General features: G+C 68.5%; 22 protein-coding genes, 1 tRNA gene and 1 pseudogene. 12 read left to right on the forward strand and 12 right to left on the reverse strand.

Features of this window, described 5'->3' with window-relative positions:
* Positions 1–46: 46 nt before the first annotated feature.
* Positions 47–265 carry a hypothetical protein gene (locus ACGFNU_RS11335; protein ID WP_392592442.1) on the reverse strand — a complete coding sequence of 73 codons (219 nt, stop codon included), beginning with the start codon at positions 263–265 and terminating at the stop codon, positions 47–49.
* Positions 265–471 carry a helix-turn-helix domain-containing protein gene (locus tag ACGFNU_RS11340; protein WP_392592444.1) on the reverse strand — a complete coding sequence of 69 codons (207 nt, stop codon included), beginning with the start codon at positions 469–471 and terminating at the stop codon, positions 265–267. Before ACGFNU_RS11340 ends, ACGFNU_RS11335 begins: the two co-directional genes overlap by 1 nt.
* A 194-nt stretch (positions 472–665) precedes the next feature.
* Between ACGFNU_RS11340 and ACGFNU_RS11345 the strand changes: the two genes are divergently transcribed.
* Both ACGFNU_RS11345 and ACGFNU_RS11350 read left to right on the forward strand, forming a co-directional pair.
* Entirely contained in the window at positions 666–1,427 is a 762-nt protein-coding gene (locus ACGFNU_RS11345) for a GntR family transcriptional regulator (protein ID WP_392592446.1), read from the forward strand.
* On the forward strand, positions 1,418–1,978 hold the full coding sequence (locus ACGFNU_RS11350; protein WP_392592448.1) for a GNAT family N-acetyltransferase: 561 nt from the start codon (positions 1,418–1,420) through the stop codon (positions 1,976–1,978). The genes ACGFNU_RS11345 and ACGFNU_RS11350 overlap by 10 nt, the downstream gene beginning before the upstream one ends.
* 10 nt (positions 1,979–1,988) lie before the next feature.
* On the opposite strand, the gene ACGFNU_RS11355 is transcribed toward ACGFNU_RS11350, so the two are convergent.
* Positions 1,989–2,237: a hypothetical protein gene (locus tag ACGFNU_RS11355; RefSeq protein WP_392592450.1), complete on the reverse strand. Its 249-nt coding sequence runs from the start codon at positions 2,235–2,237 to the stop codon at positions 1,989–1,991.
* 263 nt (positions 2,238–2,500) lie between these two features.
* On the opposite strand from ACGFNU_RS11355, the gene ACGFNU_RS11360 reads away from it, so the two are divergent.
* Together ACGFNU_RS11360 and ACGFNU_RS11365 are read left to right on the forward strand one after the other, a co-directional pair.
* Positions 2,501–3,304 (forward strand): GntR family transcriptional regulator, encoded by an 804-nt coding sequence (locus ACGFNU_RS11360; protein WP_392592452.1) that lies wholly within the window; start codon positions 2,501–2,503, stop codon positions 3,302–3,304.
* Between the two features lie 100 nt (positions 3,305–3,404).
* A pseudogene (locus ACGFNU_RS11365) lies at positions 3,405–3,938 on the forward strand (PP2C family protein-serine/threonine phosphatase); the annotation flags it as partial.
* Between the two features lie 115 nt (positions 3,939–4,053).
* On the opposite strand, the gene ACGFNU_RS11370 reads toward ACGFNU_RS11365, so the two are convergent.
* Entirely contained in the window at positions 4,054–5,298 is a 1,245-nt protein-coding gene (locus ACGFNU_RS11370; RefSeq protein WP_392592454.1) for a hypothetical protein, read from the reverse strand.
* A gap of 854 nt (positions 5,299–6,152) precedes the next feature.
* On the opposite strand from ACGFNU_RS11370, the gene ACGFNU_RS11375 reads away from it, so the two are divergent.
* Complete coding sequence (locus ACGFNU_RS11375) at positions 6,153–6,455, forward strand: cold-shock protein (protein ID WP_392592456.1); 303 nt, start codon at positions 6,153–6,155, stop codon at positions 6,453–6,455.
* A 38-nt stretch (positions 6,456–6,493) separates the two neighbouring features.
* A complete protein-coding gene (locus ACGFNU_RS11380) occupies positions 6,494–7,051 on the forward strand; it encodes a hypothetical protein (RefSeq protein ID WP_392592458.1) in 558 nt (185 codons plus the stop codon).
* Between the two features lie 43 nt (positions 7,052–7,094).
* Here ACGFNU_RS11380 and ACGFNU_RS11385 read toward each other — a convergent pair whose 3' ends face one another.
* A complete protein-coding gene (locus ACGFNU_RS11385; RefSeq protein ID WP_392592460.1) occupies positions 7,095–7,745 on the reverse strand; it encodes a sterol desaturase family protein in 651 nt (216 codons plus the stop codon).
* 122 nt (positions 7,746–7,867) lie between these two features.
* Between ACGFNU_RS11385 and ACGFNU_RS11390 the strand changes: the two genes are divergently transcribed.
* Together ACGFNU_RS11390 and ACGFNU_RS11395 are read left to right on the forward strand one after the other, a co-directional pair.
* The gene (locus tag ACGFNU_RS11390; RefSeq protein WP_392592462.1) at positions 7,868–8,383 is read left to right on the forward strand and encodes a pyridoxamine 5'-phosphate oxidase family protein; all 516 of its coding nucleotides are present in this window, start codon (positions 7,868–7,870) and stop codon (positions 8,381–8,383) included.
* A gap of 140 nt (positions 8,384–8,523) precedes the next feature.
* A complete protein-coding gene (locus ACGFNU_RS11395; RefSeq protein ID WP_392592464.1) occupies positions 8,524–9,591 on the forward strand; it encodes a DUF6528 family protein in 1,068 nt (355 codons plus the stop codon).
* Positions 9,592–9,805: 214 nt separating this feature from the next.
* Here ACGFNU_RS11395 and ACGFNU_RS11400 read toward each other — a convergent pair whose 3' ends face one another.
* Positions 9,806–10,627 (reverse strand): siderophore-interacting protein, encoded by an 822-nt coding sequence (locus ACGFNU_RS11400; RefSeq protein WP_392592466.1) that lies wholly within the window; start codon positions 10,625–10,627, stop codon positions 9,806–9,808.
* Positions 10,627–11,658 carry an ABC transporter substrate-binding protein gene (locus ACGFNU_RS11405; RefSeq protein WP_392592468.1) on the reverse strand — a complete coding sequence of 344 codons (1,032 nt, stop codon included), beginning with the start codon at positions 11,656–11,658 and terminating at the stop codon, positions 10,627–10,629. Before ACGFNU_RS11405 ends, ACGFNU_RS11400 begins: the two co-directional genes overlap by 1 nt.
* Before the next feature lie 131 nt (positions 11,659–11,789).
* On the opposite strand from ACGFNU_RS11405, the gene ACGFNU_RS11410 reads away from it, so the two are divergent.
* The 3 genes from ACGFNU_RS11410 to ACGFNU_RS11420 are packed head-to-tail and all read left to right on the forward strand — an operon-like array spanning position 11,790 to position 14,694.
* Positions 11,790–12,842, forward strand: a complete 1,053-nt coding sequence (locus ACGFNU_RS11410) for a FecCD family ABC transporter permease (protein ID WP_392592470.1) — start codon at positions 11,790–11,792, stop codon at positions 12,840–12,842.
* Positions 12,839–13,888 carry a FecCD family ABC transporter permease gene (locus ACGFNU_RS11415; protein WP_392592472.1) on the forward strand — a complete coding sequence of 350 codons (1,050 nt, stop codon included), beginning with the start codon at positions 12,839–12,841 and terminating at the stop codon, positions 13,886–13,888. The genes ACGFNU_RS11410 and ACGFNU_RS11415 overlap by 4 nt, the downstream gene beginning before the upstream one ends.
* The gene (locus tag ACGFNU_RS11420) at positions 13,885–14,694 is read left to right on the forward strand and encodes an ABC transporter ATP-binding protein (protein WP_392592474.1); all 810 of its coding nucleotides are present in this window, start codon (positions 13,885–13,887) and stop codon (positions 14,692–14,694) included. Before ACGFNU_RS11415 ends, ACGFNU_RS11420 begins: the two co-directional genes overlap by 4 nt.
* A 205-nt stretch (positions 14,695–14,899) precedes the next feature.
* Here the strand turns inward: ACGFNU_RS11420 and ACGFNU_RS11425 are convergent, their stop codons facing one another.
* The 5 genes from ACGFNU_RS11425 to ACGFNU_RS11445 form a co-directional block, all read right to left on the reverse strand.
* Entirely contained in the window at positions 14,900–15,514 is a 615-nt protein-coding gene (locus ACGFNU_RS11425) for a hypothetical protein (RefSeq protein ID WP_392592476.1), read from the reverse strand.
* A gap of 131 nt (positions 15,515–15,645) precedes the next feature.
* The gene (locus ACGFNU_RS11430; protein WP_392592478.1) at positions 15,646–17,097 is read right to left on the reverse strand and encodes a wax ester/triacylglycerol synthase family O-acyltransferase; all 1,452 of its coding nucleotides are present in this window, start codon (positions 17,095–17,097) and stop codon (positions 15,646–15,648) included.
* Positions 17,098–17,460: 363 nt separating this feature from the next.
* Positions 17,461–18,840 (reverse strand): wax ester/triacylglycerol synthase family O-acyltransferase, encoded by a 1,380-nt coding sequence (locus tag ACGFNU_RS11435; protein ID WP_392592480.1) that lies wholly within the window; start codon positions 18,838–18,840, stop codon positions 17,461–17,463.
* 159 nt (positions 18,841–18,999) lie between these two features.
* Entirely contained in the window at positions 19,000–20,514 is a 1,515-nt protein-coding gene (locus tag ACGFNU_RS11440) for an MFS transporter (protein WP_392592482.1), read from the reverse strand.
* Between the two features lie 3 nt (positions 20,515–20,517).
* Positions 20,518–21,231 (reverse strand): LppX_LprAFG lipoprotein, encoded by a 714-nt coding sequence (locus tag ACGFNU_RS11445; protein ID WP_392592484.1) that lies wholly within the window; start codon positions 21,229–21,231, stop codon positions 20,518–20,520.
* 172 nt (positions 21,232–21,403) lie between these two features.
* On the opposite strand from ACGFNU_RS11445, the gene ACGFNU_RS11450 reads away from it, so the two are divergent.
* A tRNA-Ile gene (locus tag ACGFNU_RS11450) sits at positions 21,404–21,477 on the forward strand.
* Positions 21,478–21,717: the final 240 nt, after the last annotated feature.

Raw genomic sequence — 21,717 nt, forward strand, 5'->3', positions numbered from 1 at the left:
ATCAAGGCCCTCGTCAGGCGGTTGCGTCGCCAGGACGAGGGCCGCCTTACGTCTGCGAACTCTTGAAGCGCACCTGCAGATAGGCGCGCACGTTCTGCGAGGCGCCCCGGCACGGGTAGGGCGACGACACCTCCACCACGTCGAAGACCTCGGCCAGGGCATCCGCACCGGCCGACACCTCCTCCGGCAGCCCCATCAACCGGATCCGCAGCCCCAACGCGGGCTTCGAACCGGCAGGGGAGTCGGCGTGCCGGTCACGCGCCATCAGCCGGCCTCGCGTTCCAACAGCGCGATGTACTCGGCGATCGCCGACCCCGGGATCCGACGCGAGCGGCCCTCACGGACCGACCGCAGCCGCCCCGAACGGATCAGCTCGTAGATCACGCTCCGGGACAGCGCGAGCAACTTCATCGCCTCATCGACCCGGTAGAGCCGCGCCGACGACGGCGCCTCAAGAGAAGGGGTGGTCACGGTGCTTGTACCTCCAGACGTGCATCTGCCGAGGAATTCGCCGTCCGTCAACGTCCCAGCGGGATCCTCAACATCAGCACTTGGCCGTCTTGTACGTACAAGCTGGAGTGTCCGGCCAAGCTAGTTCGTCTGTCAAGAGGGTTGGTAGGTTTCTTGTACGGAGAAGCAGGTCAACCCGGACAGGATGAGGTCAAATGTCGCCGGATGCTCTGTATGCGCAAGTGGCCAGAGAGCTGCGAAGGCAGATCATGTCTGGCCAGCTCAAGCCCGGCGACGTCGTCCCCTCTGAGGGGGAGCTGAGTGATCAGCACAGGGTTTCGCGTCAGACCGTGCGCGATGCGTTCAAGCTCCTGATCTCCGAGGGACTCATCACGGCTGGCCAGGGCCGCCGACGGCGGGTCAGAAGCAACAAGCCAATGGTGTTTCGTATCCAGGAAGAACTTGAGCCGCGGCCAACCAATCCGGAGATGGACCAATTTCTGCAGCGGTTCTCGGTGGAAGGGCGCACGCCGAGTCAGGCGATCGATGTCGCAGTGACATCTCCTCCTGACCTTGTTCGCGAACGCCTACAGCTTGAGGACGACGCTCTCTCGGTAGTGCGACGTCGTGTCCGATTCCTCGATGGTGAAGCGTCGCACCTGAACGACACCTACTTCCCATACGAGATTGTGAAGGACACCGAGATCATGCGCCCTGAAGACATCGCTAAAGGTGCGATGCGTGTCCTTCGAGATCATGGCTACAAGCAAGCTCGAAATCTCGATGAGATCTGGGTTCGAATGCCGACCGAATCCGAGACACAGCGCCTCGGTCTTCCGCAGGGAACCCCAGTGGCGCAACACGTCAGGACTACCTTCACGGCCGAAGGGCAGCCAATCCGCTGTGCCGTATCCATCTTCCCAGGGGATCGTAACGTCATGGCTCTAGAACTGGATGTCCCCGAAACGTGGAAGTAACTCATCGAATTCGCCAGGCCAATGCCTCTGACGCCCCAGCGATCGCTGACCTGCTAAGGGACGCCTCCACATGGCTTGCTTCCAAAGGAACAGACCAGTGGCAGTATCCGCCGCGTATGGACCGGATCGCTGCTGCGATTGAACGGGGGAGCCTGTTCCTAGTGGAGGAGCAACCGGGGCGGCTGCCAGTGGCGACGATCACGATGACCCCGGATGCTGATCCGGATTTCTGGGCTGAGCAAGATGAGCCGCAGTCGGCCCTCTATGTCGGCCGTATGTCCGTTCTGCGGAGCAGGTCGGGGAGACAGCTAGGCGGGCGAATGCTCGACTGGGTAAGCCGTCGTGCGGCGAAGGAGGAAAAGAAATGGGTGCGCCTCGACGCATGGCGTACGAACGAAGAGCTTCACGAGTATTACCTCGGGCAAGGCTTCAAACATATCCGTACGGTCGACCGTTCGTGGCGTCAATCAGGCGCTTTGTTTCAACGGCCAGCGGGCCTTGTCTTGTATCCGAGCATGCCACTTGTGGACGAATGCACGGACTCGCAGTGACCCCGGAGTGTCAGTCGGGACGTGCCCATTTTGATTGGGGCATGGGGCCGTGCAGCTCGGGGTCGTATGCCTCGCCATCCTCGGGTACGCGGTAGCCGTCCGCTCGGTAGCGGGGTTCGGGGGGCGGCGCGTCGGCCAGGCCGGTGCCGTGGCACTGGGCGCACTCGATGCTGATCCAGTGGTTCCCGCGTGTGAAAACGACCTCACCTTCGCCTCTGCACTCGGTGCAGGCGGGGCCTTCCCAGGGGTCGCCAGTCACTTCTTCCCCTTCCCGCCACAGTCACGGCACTTGATCCACTGCTTGGGCTTGGACTTGCCGGGCTGGCCATTGCCGAACTCCCACCATCCACCTTGCCCGTTGCAGGTGCGACAATCTTCCTCGCTCATCATGACCTCCCCTCGGAGGTGCTTCACTCCAGGGAACCTCACCCATCGTTGTCCTGGAAGACCTGACTGCCGTGCCCTCGGCTCGTGCCTCCAGAAGCAGCGGCGCGGCGGAGGCGGCGAATCTGAGGAGGTCCGATGACTGCGAGATACCGCGAAATCGCCGCTGAGCTTCGGGAGAAGATCGAGAGCGGTCACTATCCGCCCGGGGGCAACTTGCCTGGTTATGGCGAGTTGACCAGCGCGTACGGTGTCGGGCGTGGCGTGGTGCGGTCTGCGCTGTCGCTGCTGGAAGCGGACGGCCTGATCCAGGTGGTCAAGAAACGCGGGATCATCGTTCGCCACGGGACCATGCGGTTGCGCACGCCGCGGGGGACCTTGGTCAAGCGGAACGTCGCGACCAGCAGTCCCGGCTACACCTTCCCGCCCGCGTCCGGCCAGGAGGTGTGGAAACACCACATCAAGCCCCAAGCGTCGTTCGAGCCGCTGAACGACCCGCGGATAGCCGGCCTCCTGGGTGTCCCAGTGGGCAGCAGGTTGATGCGGCGGTTCCGTGTCACCGGGCCCGTGTCGGAGCCCCCGTTCCAGATCAACATCTCGTGGATCCATCCCCGCGGAGTCGAGGACATCCCCGAGATGGCGTCGCAGACCCCGGCGCCGGGGGACTGGTTGTACCGTCTGGAACGGGCGGGTCATTGGCCGATCTCCTGGACGGAGATCCACCGCGCTCGCATGCCCACCGCAGAAGAGGCGGCACTGCTGCAGATCCCGTCGATCTTGCCGGTGCTGGAGATCGTGCGGGTCGGTACGTCTGGCGGTGACGGCAAGCCCATTGAGGTGACCGAGTACATCGTGGCCAGCGACCGCGTCGAAACCGTGCATGTCCTGCACCGTGATGAACCCGCTCAGGCCCCTTGGCCCGACGATGAAACGAACGAGTGATCAACCGTGAGTCTCGCCATCGAAGCCGCCCTCGGCACACCCACGTCGGTCTCGCACGCAAGCGCCAGCAGCACAGTGATCGACGTCCCTAGCCCAAACGCTCGGTAAAGCGATCTCCGAGGCCAGCGACGCTCTGCGCAGCCGAGCTGCAGGCGATTCAAGCGTGACCGGCATGGGGACAACCCTGGTAGCCGTGCTGTGGTCCGGAGACCACGCCGTATTCGGCAACATCGGCGACTCCCGCATCTACCAGCTGCGCGACGGCGAACTCACAGCGGTCAGTGAGGATCACGTCTACGAGCGGCTGGTCTCCGACGCGGCGACCATTGTCGACCTAGCGCCGAAGCTCGCCCGGTTCCTCGACGGACGGGCAGACGGCCGATCGCCCGATCTCACCATTCGCGAACTCAAGGCCGGCGACCGCCTCCTGCTCTGCTCCGATGGCCTCAGTAGCTTCGTCGACCTACATGACATCCACTCGGCCCTGACGTCAATCAGCGACCCCAACGAGACGGTCGAACGCCTGATCCAAGCAACACTTGCTTGCGACGCCCCCGACAACGTCACGGCGATAGTCGCTGATATACGGCCAATTACCCATTGTGTGAATGAATTTCCAGGTCTTTCCCTGTGATGGTAAGGCCATGGAATGAGCACCCCTTCCGCAAACGCGGAACATGTGGCTTGACAGAACGGAGGTGCCTTAGGGTGCGGCCATGGCGCTCGTAGCCTTGGCGTTATTCTACTCCTCAGTCGTCATCGGGCTTGACTGCTTGAGGTCCACTATTCTCCTCGTTGCTCAAGGTGAAACGGCCGGTGGCGTTTCGTAGTGGATCACGGGCACCAGCAGCGGTGATTCGGTCTTCGCGAACTCTGATGACCAAGTCGAAGAGTGTAATTGTATCGATTACGAGTCCGCCAGCAGAGGCGAAGGCTGCGACATCCTCGTCCTTGCCATTCAATGCTAGAGGGCGAGTTGATGGGTCGCGAGCCATGAACTGGTTTACTATGTACCAGAATGCATTTGGTGTCCGCTTCGTTCGCTCTTGATAGCGCATGCCAAAGCGAATAAACTGTGTGATGGCTTCGGTCTTTGCTCCCTTGCTGTAGCCCTTTACTTCTGCAATAGCAATCCAGTCTGGGTGATCTGTATCGCGAATGTGAAGGTCTTCCAGGTTGTCGCCGGGGGACGCAGATTCATCAGCATTCTCGACATCAAAGCCTAGCTCGCGAAGAACCTTTCCGACCGCCTCTTCGAGATTGTTGGACTGTGTTGTAAGCAATGCTCTTTCGTACGAGTCAACTTGCTCGCGCTTTTCCTGGAGTTGCTGCCGTAGCCTATCCTCCGTCGTGGCGAACCTGAGTAGCGCTACTTCTCGTTCTCTGGTCAATCTGTCCAGATCTTGCTGGATGGATTGCTCCTCAGGAGTCATCCAACGGCTTTCCCGGGACCAGTCTGGGATTCCGGGAAAGCGGTCGGGTGCAATGCGATGCCATTCAGCAAATGCGGCACGAGCCCACAGTAGGATGTTCGGTGCATCGTCGGGGATCAGCCAGGCTTCGGATTTTTCACCTCGTTTGTAACGTCCAGCCAGAACCCTGCCAGTAGGTGTGGCTATGAATGGGGTCAGTGTTGGGACGATCTCCTCCTTGTCGCCTGGCGCATTCTTAGCCTGTCGTATCGAGGTGTCCACATAGAAATAGGTATGACTCTGCCGTTCTTTGAGGACCGGTTCAAGCTCCTCATGGGTAAGTTGTGCGATCCGTTCCGGCAGGCCCTTTATTCTCATGATCTCATTGGAGATGTAGCTAGCATTGTAATCAACGTCTCCTATCCAGTTCGGCTGAGTCTCTATCGTCCCTGCAAAGTTGTTCACAGGTGCGATAAACAGAGCGAATAGGTGCGGTTCGAGATAGGTCGGGCCGAGGTATCGGTCACCTCGCTCGGTGAGTGGCTGGTCTGTAATTATGGCGTCCCATTCACTCTGTCTCACCTCTCGCAACCTTCGGAATATCCGCGTTGTGGGTGCCAATTCTTGAAATTGCTCAATCAGTTGTTCCTGACCCTCGAATCCGCGGATGAGGAGGCGAGGTCGCGGGGAGGTGTTGATGACGGCGCCAGCGTTGACGATTCCTGTAGTGGCCAACTGTCCTCCAAGGTTGCTCGGCTTCTGACGGATCCTAGCCATCGTGAGGTGTGCTCGAATGAGCCTTCGGTCAGTTGCTCGACTGCATCCCAGCAAGTCCAGCCGCCGGATCGCAAGCTTGTCGAACTGCTCCCGGCAGAGAGCCTGCGAGCACGCGACTGGTGGCGAGAGAGCTGCCGTGTGGAGTGCGGGGGCCCGGTAGCGCTTCAGCGCACGGAGGCGCTTACCAAGCTGGGATCGGCGTACGCGGGAGTAGGTTGTGAGCGCCGCCCATCTGCCAGCTTGTCCACGCGGCAGTGAGTAGCAAACCGAGTAACAACCGTGGCGGACGCAGGTGGATGAACCTGAACGCATGTGGCCGACGGACATCGGTTGAGTTGCCGAGTGCCTTGACTCGAATGCGTGTGCGGCCCGTTCGAGTCCAATCGCGGGAGCTCTGGCTGCGCCCCAAAACTCATGCTCAGGCCCGTCATCGATATCGGTGGCGGGCCTGAGTGCTGTCGGGGGTCTTTCTGGATCAGGTGCTGGGGGGCCTTCTTTGGGATTGCGGGTGGGTCGGTGGCACCCATTTCCGGTAGGTCGTTGGGGCCATCGGGTGGCCGTAGGTGCAGGTCAATGGGTATGGGAGTGGGTTGGGGGCGGTGGTTGCGGGAGGACGGTGGATCCACCACGATCGCCAGGGTTCGCCAGCAAGGGGAGTGATGAGCAGTCATCCGGTGCACGGCACGGTTCTCTCGTGGGACGACGAGTCCGGCTGGGGTGTGCTGACTTCGCCAGAGGCGCCAGGCGAGGTCTGGGCACATTTCTCGGCCGTTCACATGGAAGGGTTCGCGTCTTTGGAACCCGGTGAGGCCGTGATCTTCACCTGGGAGGAGTCCGAGCAGGACGGCTATTCCTTCAGAGCGGTGGGGGTGCGTCGTCCCGGTGATCCGGAGATCGGCCCGGATGAGGGCACCGGCGACGGCTTCGAGTCGGACGTTCGCATCGAGTTCGATCCCGAGTAGGCGGACGGCACTTGTTTCCGTTCGAGAGGAATGCCCCCATGAACAGGATCGGCCGCCTGGCCGTCGTGTCTGGAACCGCCGCGGCCGTGGCCCTTGGCGCGACCGGGGTCGCGGACGCGACGACGGCGGGGACGATGGCGCAGGAGACCACCGTCTTCACCCCGAAGAAGCAGTCGTACAGCACGCCCAAGGCGAAGCAGAAGGCCGGGATCCTGCACGCCCAGGTCAAGCTGACCGGCAAGTACCCCAAGTACTACCCGATGCCGTGGTCGTTCAAGATCACCAACACGAAGCTCAAGGCCATCGCGCGCAGCAAGATGGACTGCAAGGCCACCGGCCTCAACGGCAAGTACCACGACAGCCACGCCGGGAAGCGCGCCATCCCGGTCGGCTACACCTGGCACTCCACGGTGGGCAACAGCAAGATGCCGCACAAGAAGAAGAAGGTCTACGTCCTTTCTGGCACGTGCACCTTCAAGGTCGAGGTCGCCGGCAGGCCTGGCAAGGCGACGGTGGGCTTCTCCTTCAAGTACGCCATCAACCCCGGTGCCAAGGCCGCCGCCCCGGTGCTCACGCAGAAGGTCGTTCTCGACTGACATGGCTTGACGGGCGCCGTGGCCGGCTGGCCACGGCGTCCGATCAGGAGATTCCCAGGGTCTTCACCGTGGGGGACGGCGGGACCTCTTCCTTGGCGGGGTAGGTGCCGAGGACCTTGTCTGAGATAGGCGTGATGATGCCGTACCAGTAGTTCTCGTTGCGGAAGTGATGGAGCTGGTGGGTGCGGCGGAGTTTCTTGTAGAGGGCCGACTTCGGGGTGTAGGCGGAGTGGATGAGGAAGTGGGTCCACTCGTAGGCCGTCATGAGGGTGAGCGAGGTCGCTATGCCCGTGAGGGTGGGGCGGGGTTTGCGAAGGACGGCCCAGTTGGCGGTCACTAGGGCGAAGAGCGTTGGCGGCAGTGCGGGGATGAAGAGGATGTCGGGGTTGCGGGGGTCACGGTGGTGGAGGCGGTGCTTCTTGGACGAGGGCAGCTCGTAGGGCTTGCCCCGGAACGTGCGGGGCCCAAGATGCAGGACGTTCACGTGGATCAGCCATTCCACGAACGGCTCGATGGCCAAGGTGACGGCGAGGGTGGTCGCATCGCGTTTGGTGAATTTGCCCAGGGCCAGGCGGGTCGCGATGGTCGCGGCGGTGAGCGGTAGGAGAGTCTTGGCGTTGGGGTAGCTCAGGAAGAGGCGGGCTGCCTTGGTCAAGGTGAGGCCGTTGCGCCGGAATTCCTGGGTTCTGCTCATGGAGTCCTCCTGGATCAGTGGATCAGCCACTGAGCCAGTGTCGAGAGGCTGTGCCGCCCTGTCAAGTGGCGATGAGTTTCGCGGCGGGGCCCGGTCTCTTGCAGTGAGAGGAAGGTGTGGACATGAACATCGAGACCAAGAACCTGGACATCTACGGGGCGGCGCCGCTTCCCTGGAGCAGGGCGCGGGACGGCGTCGTCGCGGGCCTGCCCAAGATGGAGACGCCGATCTACCTGGGGACGGTCCGGCCGGACGGGCGGCCGCATTCGGCGGGCGTCGGGATGTTGTGGCTCGACGACGAGCTCTACTTCACCAGCGGGCCCGGTACGCGGAAGTCGCGCAATCTGGCGGCCAATCCGGCGTGCACCGCGTCGATGCGGCTGGAGGGACTCGACCTGGTGATCGAGGGGACGGCCGAGCGGGTCGAGGACCCGGACCTGCTGGCGCGCGTGGCCGAAGGGTACGCGGCCGGAGGCTGGCCGGCGGAGTCGGACGGGGAGGGGCTCACCGCCCCGTTCAGCGCGCCGAGCGCCGGGCCGCCGCCCTGGCACGTGTACCGCTTCGTGTACGAGGTGGCCTTCGGGGTAGCCACGGCCGAGCCGCACGGCGCCACGCGATGGACGTTCACCCGTTCATGAGTTCGCGCCGCCCGCGCTCGCCGCGTCCTGGAGTTCCGGCGGACCACGGGTGATCATCTTCTGGTCGCCTCGCGGTCGCCTGGGCTCTTCTTGTTCCAGGCAGGCTCCTCGCGCACACTTCGCTCCCCTCAGGAGGTCCCATGCTGCGCAGAGCCTTCCTCGCCGTAAGCGCGGGAGTCCTCGCGACCGCCGTTCAGGTGGCGCCCGCACTCGCCGCGCCGACGCCGCCCCCCGGGCCAGGGCCGCAGACCGACCCGCTGCCCGACAGGTTCCGGTCGAAGCTGGCCGCGCCCCCCGTCACGGCCACCGGCAGGGCCCGGGGCCTGGTCATCGGTGGTGACCAGGGCGCCCACCGGATCTGGGTCATGGACGCCGGGCGCCGCGACTGGACGCCCGGCGCGGATCCGCGGGCGGTGAGGTGGTCGTGGGCGCCGACCGAGGAGGCCGGGTTCGGGGACGTGCTGGCGGGGTGGGGCGCGGTCTCCGACGTGCGGGTCCGGACGGCGGGACGCAGGACGTACGTGCTCGCCGGAGATTCGTGGGGCTACGTCGGCGCGGTCGAGTACCCCTCCGGCAAGCGGCTCTGGGCGGTCAACGCCGGTCGGCCGAGCAACGTGCACGCCGCTGAGCTCCTGCCCGACGGCAACGTCGCCGCGGCCGCCAGCACCGGCGGGTGGGTGCGGGTCTACGCCGCCTCGCAGGGACCGGCCGCCGCCGCGTACACCGAGTTCAAGCTGAAGGGCGGCCACGGTGTGCTGTGGGACCCGCGGCGCAGGTCGCTGTGGGCGATCGGTGACGACGACCTCGTGGAGTTGAAGGTCGGCGGCACGGCGAGCGCGCCGACGCTGACGGAGGCGCGGCGGGTGGCGCTGCCCACGCAGGGCGGGCATGACCTCGCCCCGGTATACGCCGACCGCGGACGGCTCTGGGTCACCACCAACTTCGGCGTCTACCAGTTCCACAAGCGCAGTGGCACGTTCGAAACCGACTACCGCTACGCGCCGAGCGTCAACCTGCCCATCATCAAATCCGTCGGTGACAACCCGGTCACCAGGCAGGTGCTGCTCACCCGGCCCAAGGTGGGCTGCGCGACGACCTGGTGCACCGACACCGTGGAGCTCTTCGGCCGCACGTCCTGGAACGCCACCCGCACGCTCACCGGCGCGCAGTTCTACAAGGCCCGCTGGTTCACGCCGCGCTACCAATGATCCATGCCGTGCCGCGCTACCAACGAGCCGTCCGCGCCACTGGTGGTCCGTGCCGCGCCAGCGGTGATGCGTGCCGCGCCACCAGCGATCCCGGCCGCGCCACCAGCGATCCCGGCCGCGCTACCGGTGGTCCGTCCGCGCCACCGGTGGTCCGTCCGCGCCACCGGTGGTCAGTGCCTCGGTGCCGGTGATGCGTCCGCGCTACCGGTAGCGGTCAGTCTTCGGCGGTGTGGGGGTCCTGGCCGGTGAGGGCCTCGGCGAGGAGTTGCTCCTCGTCGGCGCCCCGGCGCCAGTAGCCCATGAACTCCACCTGCTCGCGGCCGTAGCCGCGCTCGTTCACCAGATGGCGGCGCAGGGCGCGGATCGTGCCCGCCTCGCCCGCGATCCACGCGTACGGGACGCCGTCCTCGGGGAGCTCGGCGTCCCGTACCGCGTCGAGCAGGCCGCCCGCCGGCAGCCAGGTGATGTCGGCGTCGGCGGCCGTGGGCAGGTCCTGGCGGTCGTCGGGGTGGAGCACCTCGATCCAGGCCTTGGCGCGCGCGTCCGCCGGCAGCCAGTCGAGGATCCCGCCGATCGCGGGCAGCGCCGTGGCATCGCCCGCGATCAGGAACCAGTCCGTCCCGGCCGGCGGCTCGAACTCCACGCCGCCGTTGTCGGGCACCGCCGGGCCGAGCACGACGAGCCGGTCGCCCGGCCGCGCGCCGACGGCCCAGCGCGCGGCCGGGCCGTCGCCGTCGCCGTGCAGCGCGAAGTCGACGACGACCTCGCCGTCCCGCCGGCTCCGCACCGTGTACGTGCGCATGATGCCCCGCACGTCCGGGTCGAGCGTCCGCCACTCGGCGAACCAGTCCTCGCTCCGGGGCACCACGGGCACGTCCTGCCTGGGATGCGGCAGGAACAGCTTGAAGCGCTGGTCACGTCCACCCGACACGAAGCCGTCGATGTCGTCGGCGCCCAGCCTCACGCGCACCATGTTCGGGGTGAGCCGTTCGGCCCGCACCACGCTCAGGTCGAAGAACCGGAACGGGGCCGTCATCAGGAGACCTTCTTGACGGTCTGCAGCGTCTTGGCGAGCTCTTCGAGGATCGGCGCGCAGCCCGCGTACGAGAACCGGGGCTCGGGCTGCCAGGGGAAGATCTGGTTCGCCTTGACCGCGGGGAGGTCCTTCCAGGAGGGCTTGGAGCCGAGGTCCTTGGGCTGGATGGCCTGCGTGCGGCTGTCGACCAGCAGCAGGTCGGCCTTGTACTTGTCGGCGTTCTCCCAGCTGAGGCCCTCGAAGTAGTCGTCCTTGTCGAGCTTGTTCGGCACGATGATGTCGACGCCGAGCTCCTTGTAGTACATGAGGTCGCTGTTCTTGCCCGGGTTGGACGCGTAGAACAGGTCCGGGCTGGCCGAGCACGCCAGCACCTTGAGGCCGCCGTTGGCCTTGGCGGCGGCGCGGACGCTCTCGGCGGCCTTCTCGAACCGGGCCTTGGCGGCGGTGACCTGTGCGGAGTTGAGGTCGGCGCCGAGCGAGGCGGCCAGCTCGGCGTAGCGCTCGATGGGCTTGGGCAGCGGGAGGGCGCCGGTGGAGATGGCGACCTGCGGCGCGAGAGCGAGGATCTTGTCCTTGCTCTCCGGCGGCACGTAGAAGATGTCGTTCTCGACGAACATGTGGCCGACGAGCACCTCGGGCCGCAGCGAGGCGTACTTCTCGATGTTGAACTCGCCGTACGCGTTGCCGATGATCGTGACCTTGTTCACGTCCAGCTCGCCGGCCTGCGGGTCGCGCGAGCCGTCCTTGAGCTTGGTCGGGCCGAACACGCCCTTGACCCGGTCGGCCACCCCGTAGTCCTGGAGGATCGCCGCGGCGCCGACGTAGGCGACGATGCGCGTGGGCTTGGCGGGCAGGGACACCTGCTTCTTGCGGTCGTCGGTGAACGTCCAGTCACCGCCGCCGCCCGCCTTGGTCGAGCCGGAGCCGCCGTCGTCGCCGCCACAGGCCGACAGGAACGCTCCAAGGGCGGTGGCGCCGCCCGCGGCGAGGAAGCCGCGGCGGGAGAACTGCGAGGCTCGGCTGTCTGACATGGTGATTTGAGCTCCTGTGCGTGCGGGGTTACTGATGGCCCGATTCGGAGGCTTAGGTTAACCTAACCTAAGCAATTGTCCAGAGGCTGGGGGACCGTTCCAAGCCCCGGCCCTGCCCGAAAGCCCCGCAGGTGACCCTTACGAAAGCCGCTCCGCCACCGGGCGCGCCCGCCGACCGGCCGCCAAGGACGAGCAGCCGCTACGCGGCGCGCACCGCCGGACTCCTCGGCGCGGCGCTCGCGCTCCTCGCCGTCCTCGCGCTCAGCCTCGCCGTCGGCGCCAAGCCGCTCTCGCTGGACGAGGTGTGGCAGGGGCTCACCGACAGCGGCTCGTCCGGCTACACGGTCGTGCACGAGATGCGGCTGCCGCGCACCCTGCTCGGGCTGCTGGTCGGCGCCGCGCTCGGCCTGTCCGGCGCCGTGATGCAGTCGGCCACCCGCAACCCCCTCGGCGACCCGGGACTGCTCGGCATCAACGCGGGCGCGGCGGCGGCCGTCGTCTCGGCCATCTCGTTCCTCGGGCTGAGCTCGTTCCTCGGGTACGTGTGGTTCGCGTTCGCGGGCGCCGCGGCCGTCTCGGTCGCCGTCTACGTGATCGGCGGCGGGCGCACCGCCACCCCGGCCCGGCTCGCCCTCGCGGGGTCGGCCCTCAACGCGGCGCTCTTCTCCTACGTGAACGCGGTGATGCTGCTCGACACCGCCGCCCTCGACCGGATGCGCTTCTGGACCGTCGGCTCGCTGGCCACCGCCCACCCCGACACCGTCGAACGCGTCCTGCCGTTCGTCGTCATCGGGGTCGTCCTGGCGCTGGTGATCGCGCGGCCGCTCAACGCGGTGGCGATGGGCGACGACTCCGCCCGCGCGCTCGGTGCCCACCCTGGCCGGACCCGCGCCGCCGCGATCGTCGCCGTGACGCTGCTGTGCGGCGCCGCGACCGCCGCGTGCGGGCCGATCGTCTTCGTCGGGCTGATGGTGCCGCATCTCGTCCGCGCGCTGACCGGGCCCGACCTGCGCTGGATGCTCCCGTATTGCGCGCTGCTGTCACCCGCGCTGATGCTCGGCGCGGACGTCATCGGCCGGGTCATCGCGCGCCCCTCCGAAGTGCAGGTCGGCGTCGTCACGGTCGTGCTCGGCGGCCCGTTCTTCCTCTACTTCGTGCGCCGCCGCAGGACGGTGTCATCGTGAAGCAGACCTTCCGGTCCGGCCTCGTCCGCACTCCCGGCGGCCTTTCGCTGCGCTTCCAGCCGCGGGCCATCGTCGTCACCGCCGCATGCCTGCTCGTGGCGTTCGGGGTCGCCGTGCTCGTCATCGGCAGCGGCGACTTCCAGCTGAGCCCGGGTCAGGTCATCCAGACACTTCTCGGGAACGGGCACCCGGCCGACTCGTTCATCGTCAACGAGGTCAGGCTGCCCCGCGCCGTCACCGGTCTCGCCGTGGGCGCCGCGCTCGGCATGGCCGGAGCCATCTTCCAGTCGCTCTCGCGCAACCCGCTCGGCAGCCCGGATCTGCTCGGCTTCACCCAAGGCGCGGCGACCGGCGTGCTCGCCGCGATCGTGCTGTTCGGCGCCGGCAGCCTCCTCGCCGCGGGCGGCGCCATCGCCGGCGGCGTGGTCACCGGCCTCGTGATCCTGCTGCTGGCCGGACGGCACGGCGCGCACGGGCAGCGGCTGATCCTCGTCGGCATCGGCGTCGCCGCGATCCTGACCGGCGTGAACGGCTACCTCATCACCAAGGCCGAGATCACCGAGGCGGCGCGGGCGGTGCTCTGGCTCACCGGCAGCCTGGACGGCCGCGACTGGGCGGACGCGACGCCGGTGCTGATCGCGCTCGCGGTGCTGATACCGCTGGTCATGATCGGCTGCGGCCGCCAGCTGCGGATGCTGGAGATGGGCGACGACGCCGCGCACGGGCTCGGCGTCCGGATCGAACGGGTCCGGCTCGTGCTGCTCGCGACGGCGGTCCTGCTCGCCGCGTTCGCGGCGGCCGCGGCGGGGCCGGTCAACTTCGTGGCCCTCACCGCGCCGCAGCTGGCCCGGCGGCTCACCCGCACGCCCGGCCCCAACCTGCTGCCCGCCGCGTGCCTGGGCGCGGCGATGCTCGTCGCCGCCGACTTCGCCGGGCAGCGGCTCTTCCCCGGCCACCAGCTGCCGGTCGGCGTGGTGACGGGCCTGCTCGGCGGCGGATACCTGGTGTGGCTCCTGGCCACCGAACGCAAGACGGGACGGATATGACGCACAGGACGACCGCGCGGCTGGCCGGCGAGGGCCTCACGCTGGCCTACGACAAGCGGGTCATCGCCGAGGGCCTCGACGTCGCGGTGCCGGACGGCTCGTTCACGGTGATCGTCGGGCCGAACGCGTGCGGCAAGTCGACGTTGCTGCGCGCCCTCGCCCGCATCCTCAAGCCGTCCGCCGGATCGGTCGTCCTGGACGGCGAACGCATCGGGGCGTGGCCCGCCAAGAAGCTGGCCCGCACCCTCGGGCTGCTGCCGCAGTCGTCGATCGCGCCCGAGGGGATCACCGTCGCCGACCTGGTGGCCCGCGGCCGTTACCCGCACCAAGGTCTCCTGCGGCAGTGGTCGCGCGAGGACGAGCGGGTCGTCCTTGAATCGATGGACGCCACCGGCGTCGGCGACCTCGCCGACCGTTACGTGGACGAGCTGTCCGGCGGCCAGCGGCAGCGCGTCTGGATCGCGATGGCCCTCGCCCAGCAGACGCCCCTGCTGCTCCTGGACGAGCCCACCACCTACCTCGACATCGCCCACCAGATCGAGATCCTCGACCTGTGCGCGCGGCTGCACGAGGAGGGCCGCACCGTCGTGGCCGTGCTCCACGAGCTCAACCACGCCGCCCGGTACGCCACGCACCTCATCGCGATGCGGGACGGCGGGATCGTCGCCGAGGGCGACCCGAACGACATCGTCACGGCCGCCCTCGTGGAAGACGTCTTCGGTCTCCCATGCAGGGTCATCGACTGCCCGGAGACCGGCACCCCCCTGGTGGTCCCCGCGGCCCCCAAAACCCGAATCAGGGCCTGACCCCTCCTGGCCGCAACTACGGACGGGTGCCGAGCACGGCGACCTGGCGGCCCTCGATCGGGACGTCATGGTCCCAGCGGGCGGAGTGGAAGGCCGCCCCCTCGAACGTGCCGAGCCCCGGGAGTGTCAGGTGGCGTGCGTGTGAGGTGGCGCGGGTGTCAGGCGGCGTGGCCGTCAGGTGACGTGGGTGCCGGGCGGCACGGTGTCAGGAGGGGCGGTTGTGGCCGGCGTCGGTGTCCATGCGGGCCCAGGCGGCTTCCCACTGGACGTCGCGAACGCGGTCGAAGCGGCGCCGGAGCAGCCCGTACGCGGCCAGGATCGGGAGCCCGACGGAGGTGGCGGCGGCGAACGCGGCGTAGGCGGCGTCGGTGACCGTGCGGCTGTGCGGTCGCGGCCGGATCGCGACGGCGCCCCTGCGGTCGACCCAGATCCGCTTCGTCACACCGGTCTTGGCGCCCTTCCAGCTCGGCAGCGAGCCGGTGTGCGCCTTGCCGTCCGGGCCCGTCCAGCCGGCCCGCACGGTCTCGTGGACGTAGCGGTCGCCCGTGGTGCCGACGCCGCCGGTGGACACGACCGTCGCGACGACCTGCCGGCGTTCGGTGTGCTCGGCGCGTTCCGCGCGCGTGCCCGAGTCGTACGACCAGTCCGCGCACCACGCCGCGACGGGCGGTGCGGCCAGCAGGAAGAGGGCGAGGAGGCCGAGTGCCGCCAGTCGCTGGACGCGATCGATCCGCCTGCGCAGCTCGTTGCGTTCCAGCCCCAGGCGTCGCCAGAGCCGCCGCATGGGCGAGCATCCGTAACGGGCGCCGGGCCTGCGCATCTCGTCACCTCCCCGGGGAGTTGACTCCCGGTAAGAGGCCTTTAGCCATCTTTTCCCAGGATATTCCCGAGGCGCGTGATCCGCACAGACCCGGCGGTGCTTTTTGCCCTGACGGCCTCTGTCGGCCGTCGTCAGCGTTTGGCGGCCTCTTCCAGCAGTTCGTCGAATCCGCCCAGCATGCCCTTGGAGAGGACGTCCAGATCGGGCATCGCGTCGAAGTCGCCGGTGATGCCGAAGTGGAGCTGCCCGCAGTACGACACGATCGCCGTGGCCACCCGGATGCCGCCCGTCAGGGGCACGTACGGATGCATCTCCAGCATCCTGCGGCCCATCACGTACAGCGGGAAGTTCGGGCCAGGCACGTTCGTGGTGACCGTCTGCACCAGGTCCTGGCGCAACCGCACCGGAAGGCGCGCGGCCAGCGAGAGCAGCGCCGGCGCGACCGCCGTGTCGGTCAGCCGGGTCAGGGCCTTCGTCCCGGCGGCCTGGTTGCTGCCCTTGACGTCGTCGGTCTGCTCGCGGACGCGGCGCAGGCGTTCGAGCGGGTCGTCGACGCCGACCGGCAGGTTGACGAACACGGCGGCGACCCGGTTGTCGAGCGCGCCCTGCTCGTCCTTCGCGCGGACCGACACCGGGACCGCCGACCGCACGCAGGTGTCGTAGGTCAGCTCGCCCCTGGCGTTCAGCAGCTCGCGGTATCCGGCGGTCACGGTCGCGAGCACGATGTCGTTGACCGTGCCGCCGAGCGCCTTGCGGATTCGCTTGACGTCGTCGAGCGGCATCCGCTGCCAGCACCAGCGCCGGTGCGGGCCGATCGGCCCGTTGAGCGAGCCGGCGGACGGGTGGATGAAGCGCGCGGTGGCCCGGCTGAGGCCGAGGGCGAAGTCGCGCAGCTCGCGGCCCGGTCCGCTCGGCCGGGGCGGGCCGAGCTGGCCGAGCCCGCCGTCGAGCACGCGGATCACGCTGTCGAGGCCGGGCGGGCCGGGCAGGCCGAGGCCGCGCGCTACGTCGCGGGTGACGCCGAGCGGCTGGGTGACGGCGCGCTGGGCGGAGTCGCGCAGCAGGTCCAGGGCGGACGGCTCGGGGTCGGGGATCCACTCGGCGGGCTCGCCCGGCGGCTCGTAGTCGGGGGAGAGGTCGAACAGCACGGTCGCCAGGTCCATGCCGGCGACCCCGTCGACCATGCAGTGGTGGACCTTGGCGATCATCGCCCAGCGGCCGCCGGTGAGCCCCTCGACCAGCCAGATCTCCCAGAGCGGCTTGTCGGGGTCGAGCCGCTGGGCGAGCACGCGGCCGGCCAGGTTGCGCAGCTGCTCGTCGGTGCCCGGTGCGGGGAGGGCCGTGTGGCGGACGTGATAGAGGATCTGGAAATGCGGGTCGTCGGCCCAGACGGGCCTGCCGAGGTGCAACGGCACCGAGCGCACGCGCTGGCGGTAGCGCGGTACGAGGGGGAGCTTGGCGACGATCGCCCGGATCAGGTCGCCGTACGAGGGGACGGGCCCCTCGAAGACGATGACCGATGCCACGTGCAGAGGGGTGTTCTCGTCCTCCAGGAGGTAGAAGCTGGCGTCCAGTCCGCTCATCCGATGCACGGCCTCACCGTCTCTCTGCCGCCGGGTCGGGGGAAGGGGTTCGCACGGGGTCGGGGGCGGCGATCCAACTGAACACCGTGGCGCGATCTCTGACAAATGCTCTGACTCGACCTGACATTTGTCATCGGGCTGAGGGCTGCTGTCCGGTAAGGCCGGGATTCCCGGCCCGAAGTCGGCACGTCACGCTAACCGTCAGATGTGTCAGGGACGTGAAGAACGCGGTCGTTGGTAATGGCGGGATCGTCGCGCTGTGGCCACATGCGGACAACTGCCCCGGTGCGGGTTCGGGGATGACGGGTTCGGCGCGTCCGGCCGGACAACGGGGACAACGGCCGGAGCGCGGCCGGTGTTCCGTCAGGACTCGGCGGCCTGCTTGACGAGTTCGTCGAACGAGGCGCGGATCCCGTTCGCGAGCACCTCCAGGTCGGGCATGCCGTCGAAGTCGCCGGTGAGCCCGAACGAGAGCCGCCCCTCGTAGGAGAAGATCGCGATGCCGACCCGCAGCCCCGCCGCCAGCGGGACGAACGGGTAGAGCCCGACGAGCTTGCGTCCCAGCACGTACAGCGGGAACGGCGGGCCTGGCACGTTCGTCACCACGGTTTGCACGAGCGGCTGGCTGTGGCTCAGCGCGTACCGCGAGCCCAGGGCCATCAGCGTCGGCGCGAACCCGGCGAGCCTGCCGAGCGCCTCGCCGCCCGCGGCCTGGTGGGTGCGCTTCACGTCGTTCATCTGGCTGCGGACCTTGAACAGGCGGCGGCGCTGGTCCTCCTCGCCCACCGGCAGGTTGACCAGCACCCCGGAGACCTTGTTGGCGAGCTCCCCGCGCTCGGTCTGCGCGCGCACCGACACCGGGACGAGCGTGCGCACCCTCGTGCCGTCCTCGAGCTCGCCGCGCGCGGCCAGCAGCTCGCGGAACCCGCCGGTGACGGCGGTCAGGATCACGTCGTTGACGGTGCCGCCGAACGTCTTGCGCACCGTGCGGATCTCGTCGAGGTCCGCGTGGATCCACATCCAGCGGCGGTGCGGGCCGATCGGGCCGTTGAGCGAGCCGGTCGTGGGGCGCGCGAGCCGGCCGATCGCGGTCGGCGCGTCGATGCCGAGGCTGCGCAGGGTGCTCGTGCTCAGCAGCCGCCTGGCCGCGCCCGGGATCGAGGCGACCTGCTTCATCGGCTCGGCGACGGCGGTGCGCGCCGTGTCGGCGAGCACCTCGGCCGTGGACGGCTGTGGCTCCAGCGGGGGCAGTTCGGTCGCCTCCGGCCGCTCGGCGTCGGGGGAGAGATCGAAGAGGGTGGTCATCAGGTCGACGCCGCCGACCCCGTCGACCACGCAGTGGTGGACCTTGGTGATGAGGGCCCAGCGCCCCTCCGAGAGGCCCTCGACCAGCCAGATCTCCCACAGCGGCTTGGCCGTGTCGAGGCGCTGCGACAGCACGCGTCCGGCGAGGTTGCGCAGCTGCTCGGGCTCGCCGGGCGCCGGGACGGCGGTGTGGCGGACGTGGTAGAGGATGTTGAAGTGCGGGTCGTCGACCCAGACCGGACGGCCGAGGTGCAGCGGCACGGTCCGGACGCGCTGGCGATAGCGCGGCACCTGCGGGAGCTTGGCGAGCACCGCCCGGATCACCTCCCCGTACGTCGGGGCCGGCCCCTCGAAGACCGTGACCGACGCGATGTGGAGGGGCGTGTTCTCCGACTCGGCGAAGAAGAATCCAGCGTCCAGGCCGCTCAGCCGCTCCATGGCAGTACCGTCCCGTCGTCGTCGAGAAGGGGATCGTATGGGGCTTCCCACCGATCGTCGACTCAATCGGACACTATGCCAATCGGTGGCAGAATCCGGGACACGCCCGGCCGGAGTCCCGGCCGGAGTCCCGGCGCGGCGCCCGCGACACCTCCGTGATCAGCGGGTCAGGAGTTCGTCCCGGGCTGAGGCCGGCTTTTCGGGATCTTCGTTCCGCACGGTCACCGCGAGCGCCAGCAGGGCGCCGAGCACGCACAGCGCGGCGGTCACCCAGAACATCTCCTGATACTGGGTGCGCAGCGCCTCCTTCAGCGCGGCCTGGTAGGCGGTCAGCTTCTGCTTGAAGCCCTCGTCGAAGGGCAGCGGCATCTGGAGATCGGCCGTCAGCGAGCGGAAGCGGTAGAACCCCCACGCCGACAGCGCCGAGATCCCCAGCAGCATGCCCATCATCCGCGCCACCACGACGGCCGCCGAGGCGACCCCGTGCTGCGCCGCCGGAACGAACCGCAGGACCGCCGACGACACCGGCGCGATCACGAGCCCGAGCCCCAGGCCCGTCACCACCAGGTCGGCGTCCATCCGGGGGATCGGCCCGTACGAGGCGCTCTCCAGATCGGCGGGCCAGCCCGAGATCAGCAGGAACCCGAGGGCCGCGACCGCCATCCCGGTCACCATCGGCCACCGGTCGCCGATCCGCCGCGCCACGAAACCGCCCGCCACCGCCGCGACCGGCAGCGCCACGAGGAACCGGGTCAGCATCAGCGCGCCGTCGACCGAGTCCTTCTCCAGCAGGGTCTGCGCGACCAGCACCACGTCGACCAGCGTGACCATCAGCGCGGCGCCGGACAGCAGGCTCACGCCCAGCGTGGCGAACAGCGGCCCGCGGCGTACCCCGGTCAGGTCGAGCAGCCTGGTCCGTGCCCGCGCCTCCCACAGCACGAAGCCCACGAGCACCGCCACGCCCGCGCCGACCACCGGCAGGCCCCACGGCGGCAGCGCCGACTCGTCGGGCTCGGGGTTGTAGAGGCCCCCGACCAGCAGGCCGAGGCCGAGGGCGAGCAGGAGCCCGCCGACCACGTCCACGCGGGCCCGTTCGGCGTCCCGCGACCGCCCGCCCGGCACCGAGAACTGGACGGCGATCATGGCGATCGCCGTCAGCGGCAGGTTGATCCAGAAGATCCAGCGCCAGTCGTCGAACGCCGACGCGACGCCCACCCCGTACAGCGGGCCGAGCACGCTGCCGAGCTCCTGCGCGGCGCCCACCGTGCCCAGGACCACCGGGCGCTGCCGCTCCTCCCAGAGATCACCGGCCAGCGCCATGGTCACGGGCAGCAGCGCGCCGCCCGCGATGCCCTGGATCACCCGTCCCGTCGTCAGCAGCGGCACGCCGCCCGCGAACGCCGTGACGGCCGACCCCAGCGCGAAGAACGCCAGGCAGGCCTGGAGCACCGCGCGCCGCCCGAACCGGTCCGACAGCTGACCCAGCAGCGGCATCGCCGCGACGTAGCCCAGCAGGAACCCGGTCAGGACGGGCGTGATCCGCTCCAGGCGGTTGATCGGGATCCCGAGGTCCTGGACGACGGTGACGAGGATCGTGGTGATGACGTACGCGTCGAGCGCGGCCAGCAGCACGACCGTGCCACCCACGCCGATGGCGATCCGGCGGTCGGCCATGGCTTACTTCGGCGCCGCGAACTTGTACGGGGCGTTGAACTCGGTGAAGTTGATGATCACCGAGCCCTTGTCGCCGCCGCCCGCCGCCGGCGGGATGTTCGCCTTGACCTTCACCAGCCGGTGGTCGGCCTTGGTGATCCACACCTGGCCGTCGATGTCGGAGCCGATCCCGGGGATCAGGCCGCCGACCGAGTCCTTGGGCAGCGTCGCCCGGACCCGGTCGGCGTCCTTGCCGTTCACCCGCTCGGAGCCCTCGACCTTGGGGTTGGACATGGTCGTGAGCAGCTTGGAGATGCCCCGGTTCGGATCGAGCACCGCCGACGGGTCGTACAGCGTCGCCGCCATCATCTTGGGCACCTTCCGCCAGCCGCCCGTCACGCCCTTGATGTAGATGCTGTCGCCGACCGCGACGATCTTCATCTCGACCGCCTGGCCGCTCTGCGTGATCTGCAGCGTCCCCTCGGCGTCACCGCTCTTGAGCAGCTTGAGGTCGCCGCTCTTGACCATGATCGCGGGCTTGCCCTCGGTGGCGAGGGTGAAGGCCACGCTGGAGAGGCCGGCCATCGCCGTGGACGCCTGCTTGAGCGTGGGCGCCCCGTCGGGCTGGTTCGCGGCGGGCTTGCTCGGCTCGTCGTCTCCGCCCGAGCACGCGCTGACCGCCGTCAGCGCGGAGAGGGCCATAACCAGGGCGGCGATCCGGCCGGGGATACTGGACATAGGCGGACCCTACCGACCGGTCAACGTCCGCGTCACTCGCCGTCAGGTATGACATCGCAGCCATCCCTGAGGCGGATGCCCGTTTTCGCGGTGGCCCCCGGAAAGACCACGCCGCTATCATGGCCCGCGGCGCGCCCCACACCTGGTCACAACGATTCACGGGCCCGCCCAAGGGGCGGTAGCTCAGCTGGTCAGAGCAGGGGACTCATAATCCCTGGGTCGCGGGTTCGAGTCCCGCCCGCCCTACCGGCCGCACGTTCCGCGAACCCTCGACCTCTGGTCGAGGGTTCGTCGTGTTTCCGGGGAGACGGAACGTCGCGTTTCTGGGGCACGGAAAGTCGCGTTTCTGGGGGACGGAAACACCAAGGGCGGGCCGGGCGGGGATTTTGGCCCCCCCCCCCCCCCCGGGGGGGGGGGGGGGGGGGTGTTGGGGGGGGGGGGGGGGGGGGGTGGGCGCCCCCCCCCCCCCCCCCCCCCCCCGTGTTT

It is taken from the genome of Spirillospora sp. NPDC048911 (assembly GCF_043198015.1).
Taxonomy (GTDB): Bacteria; Actinomycetota; Actinomycetes; order Streptosporangiales; family Streptosporangiaceae; genus Spirillospora.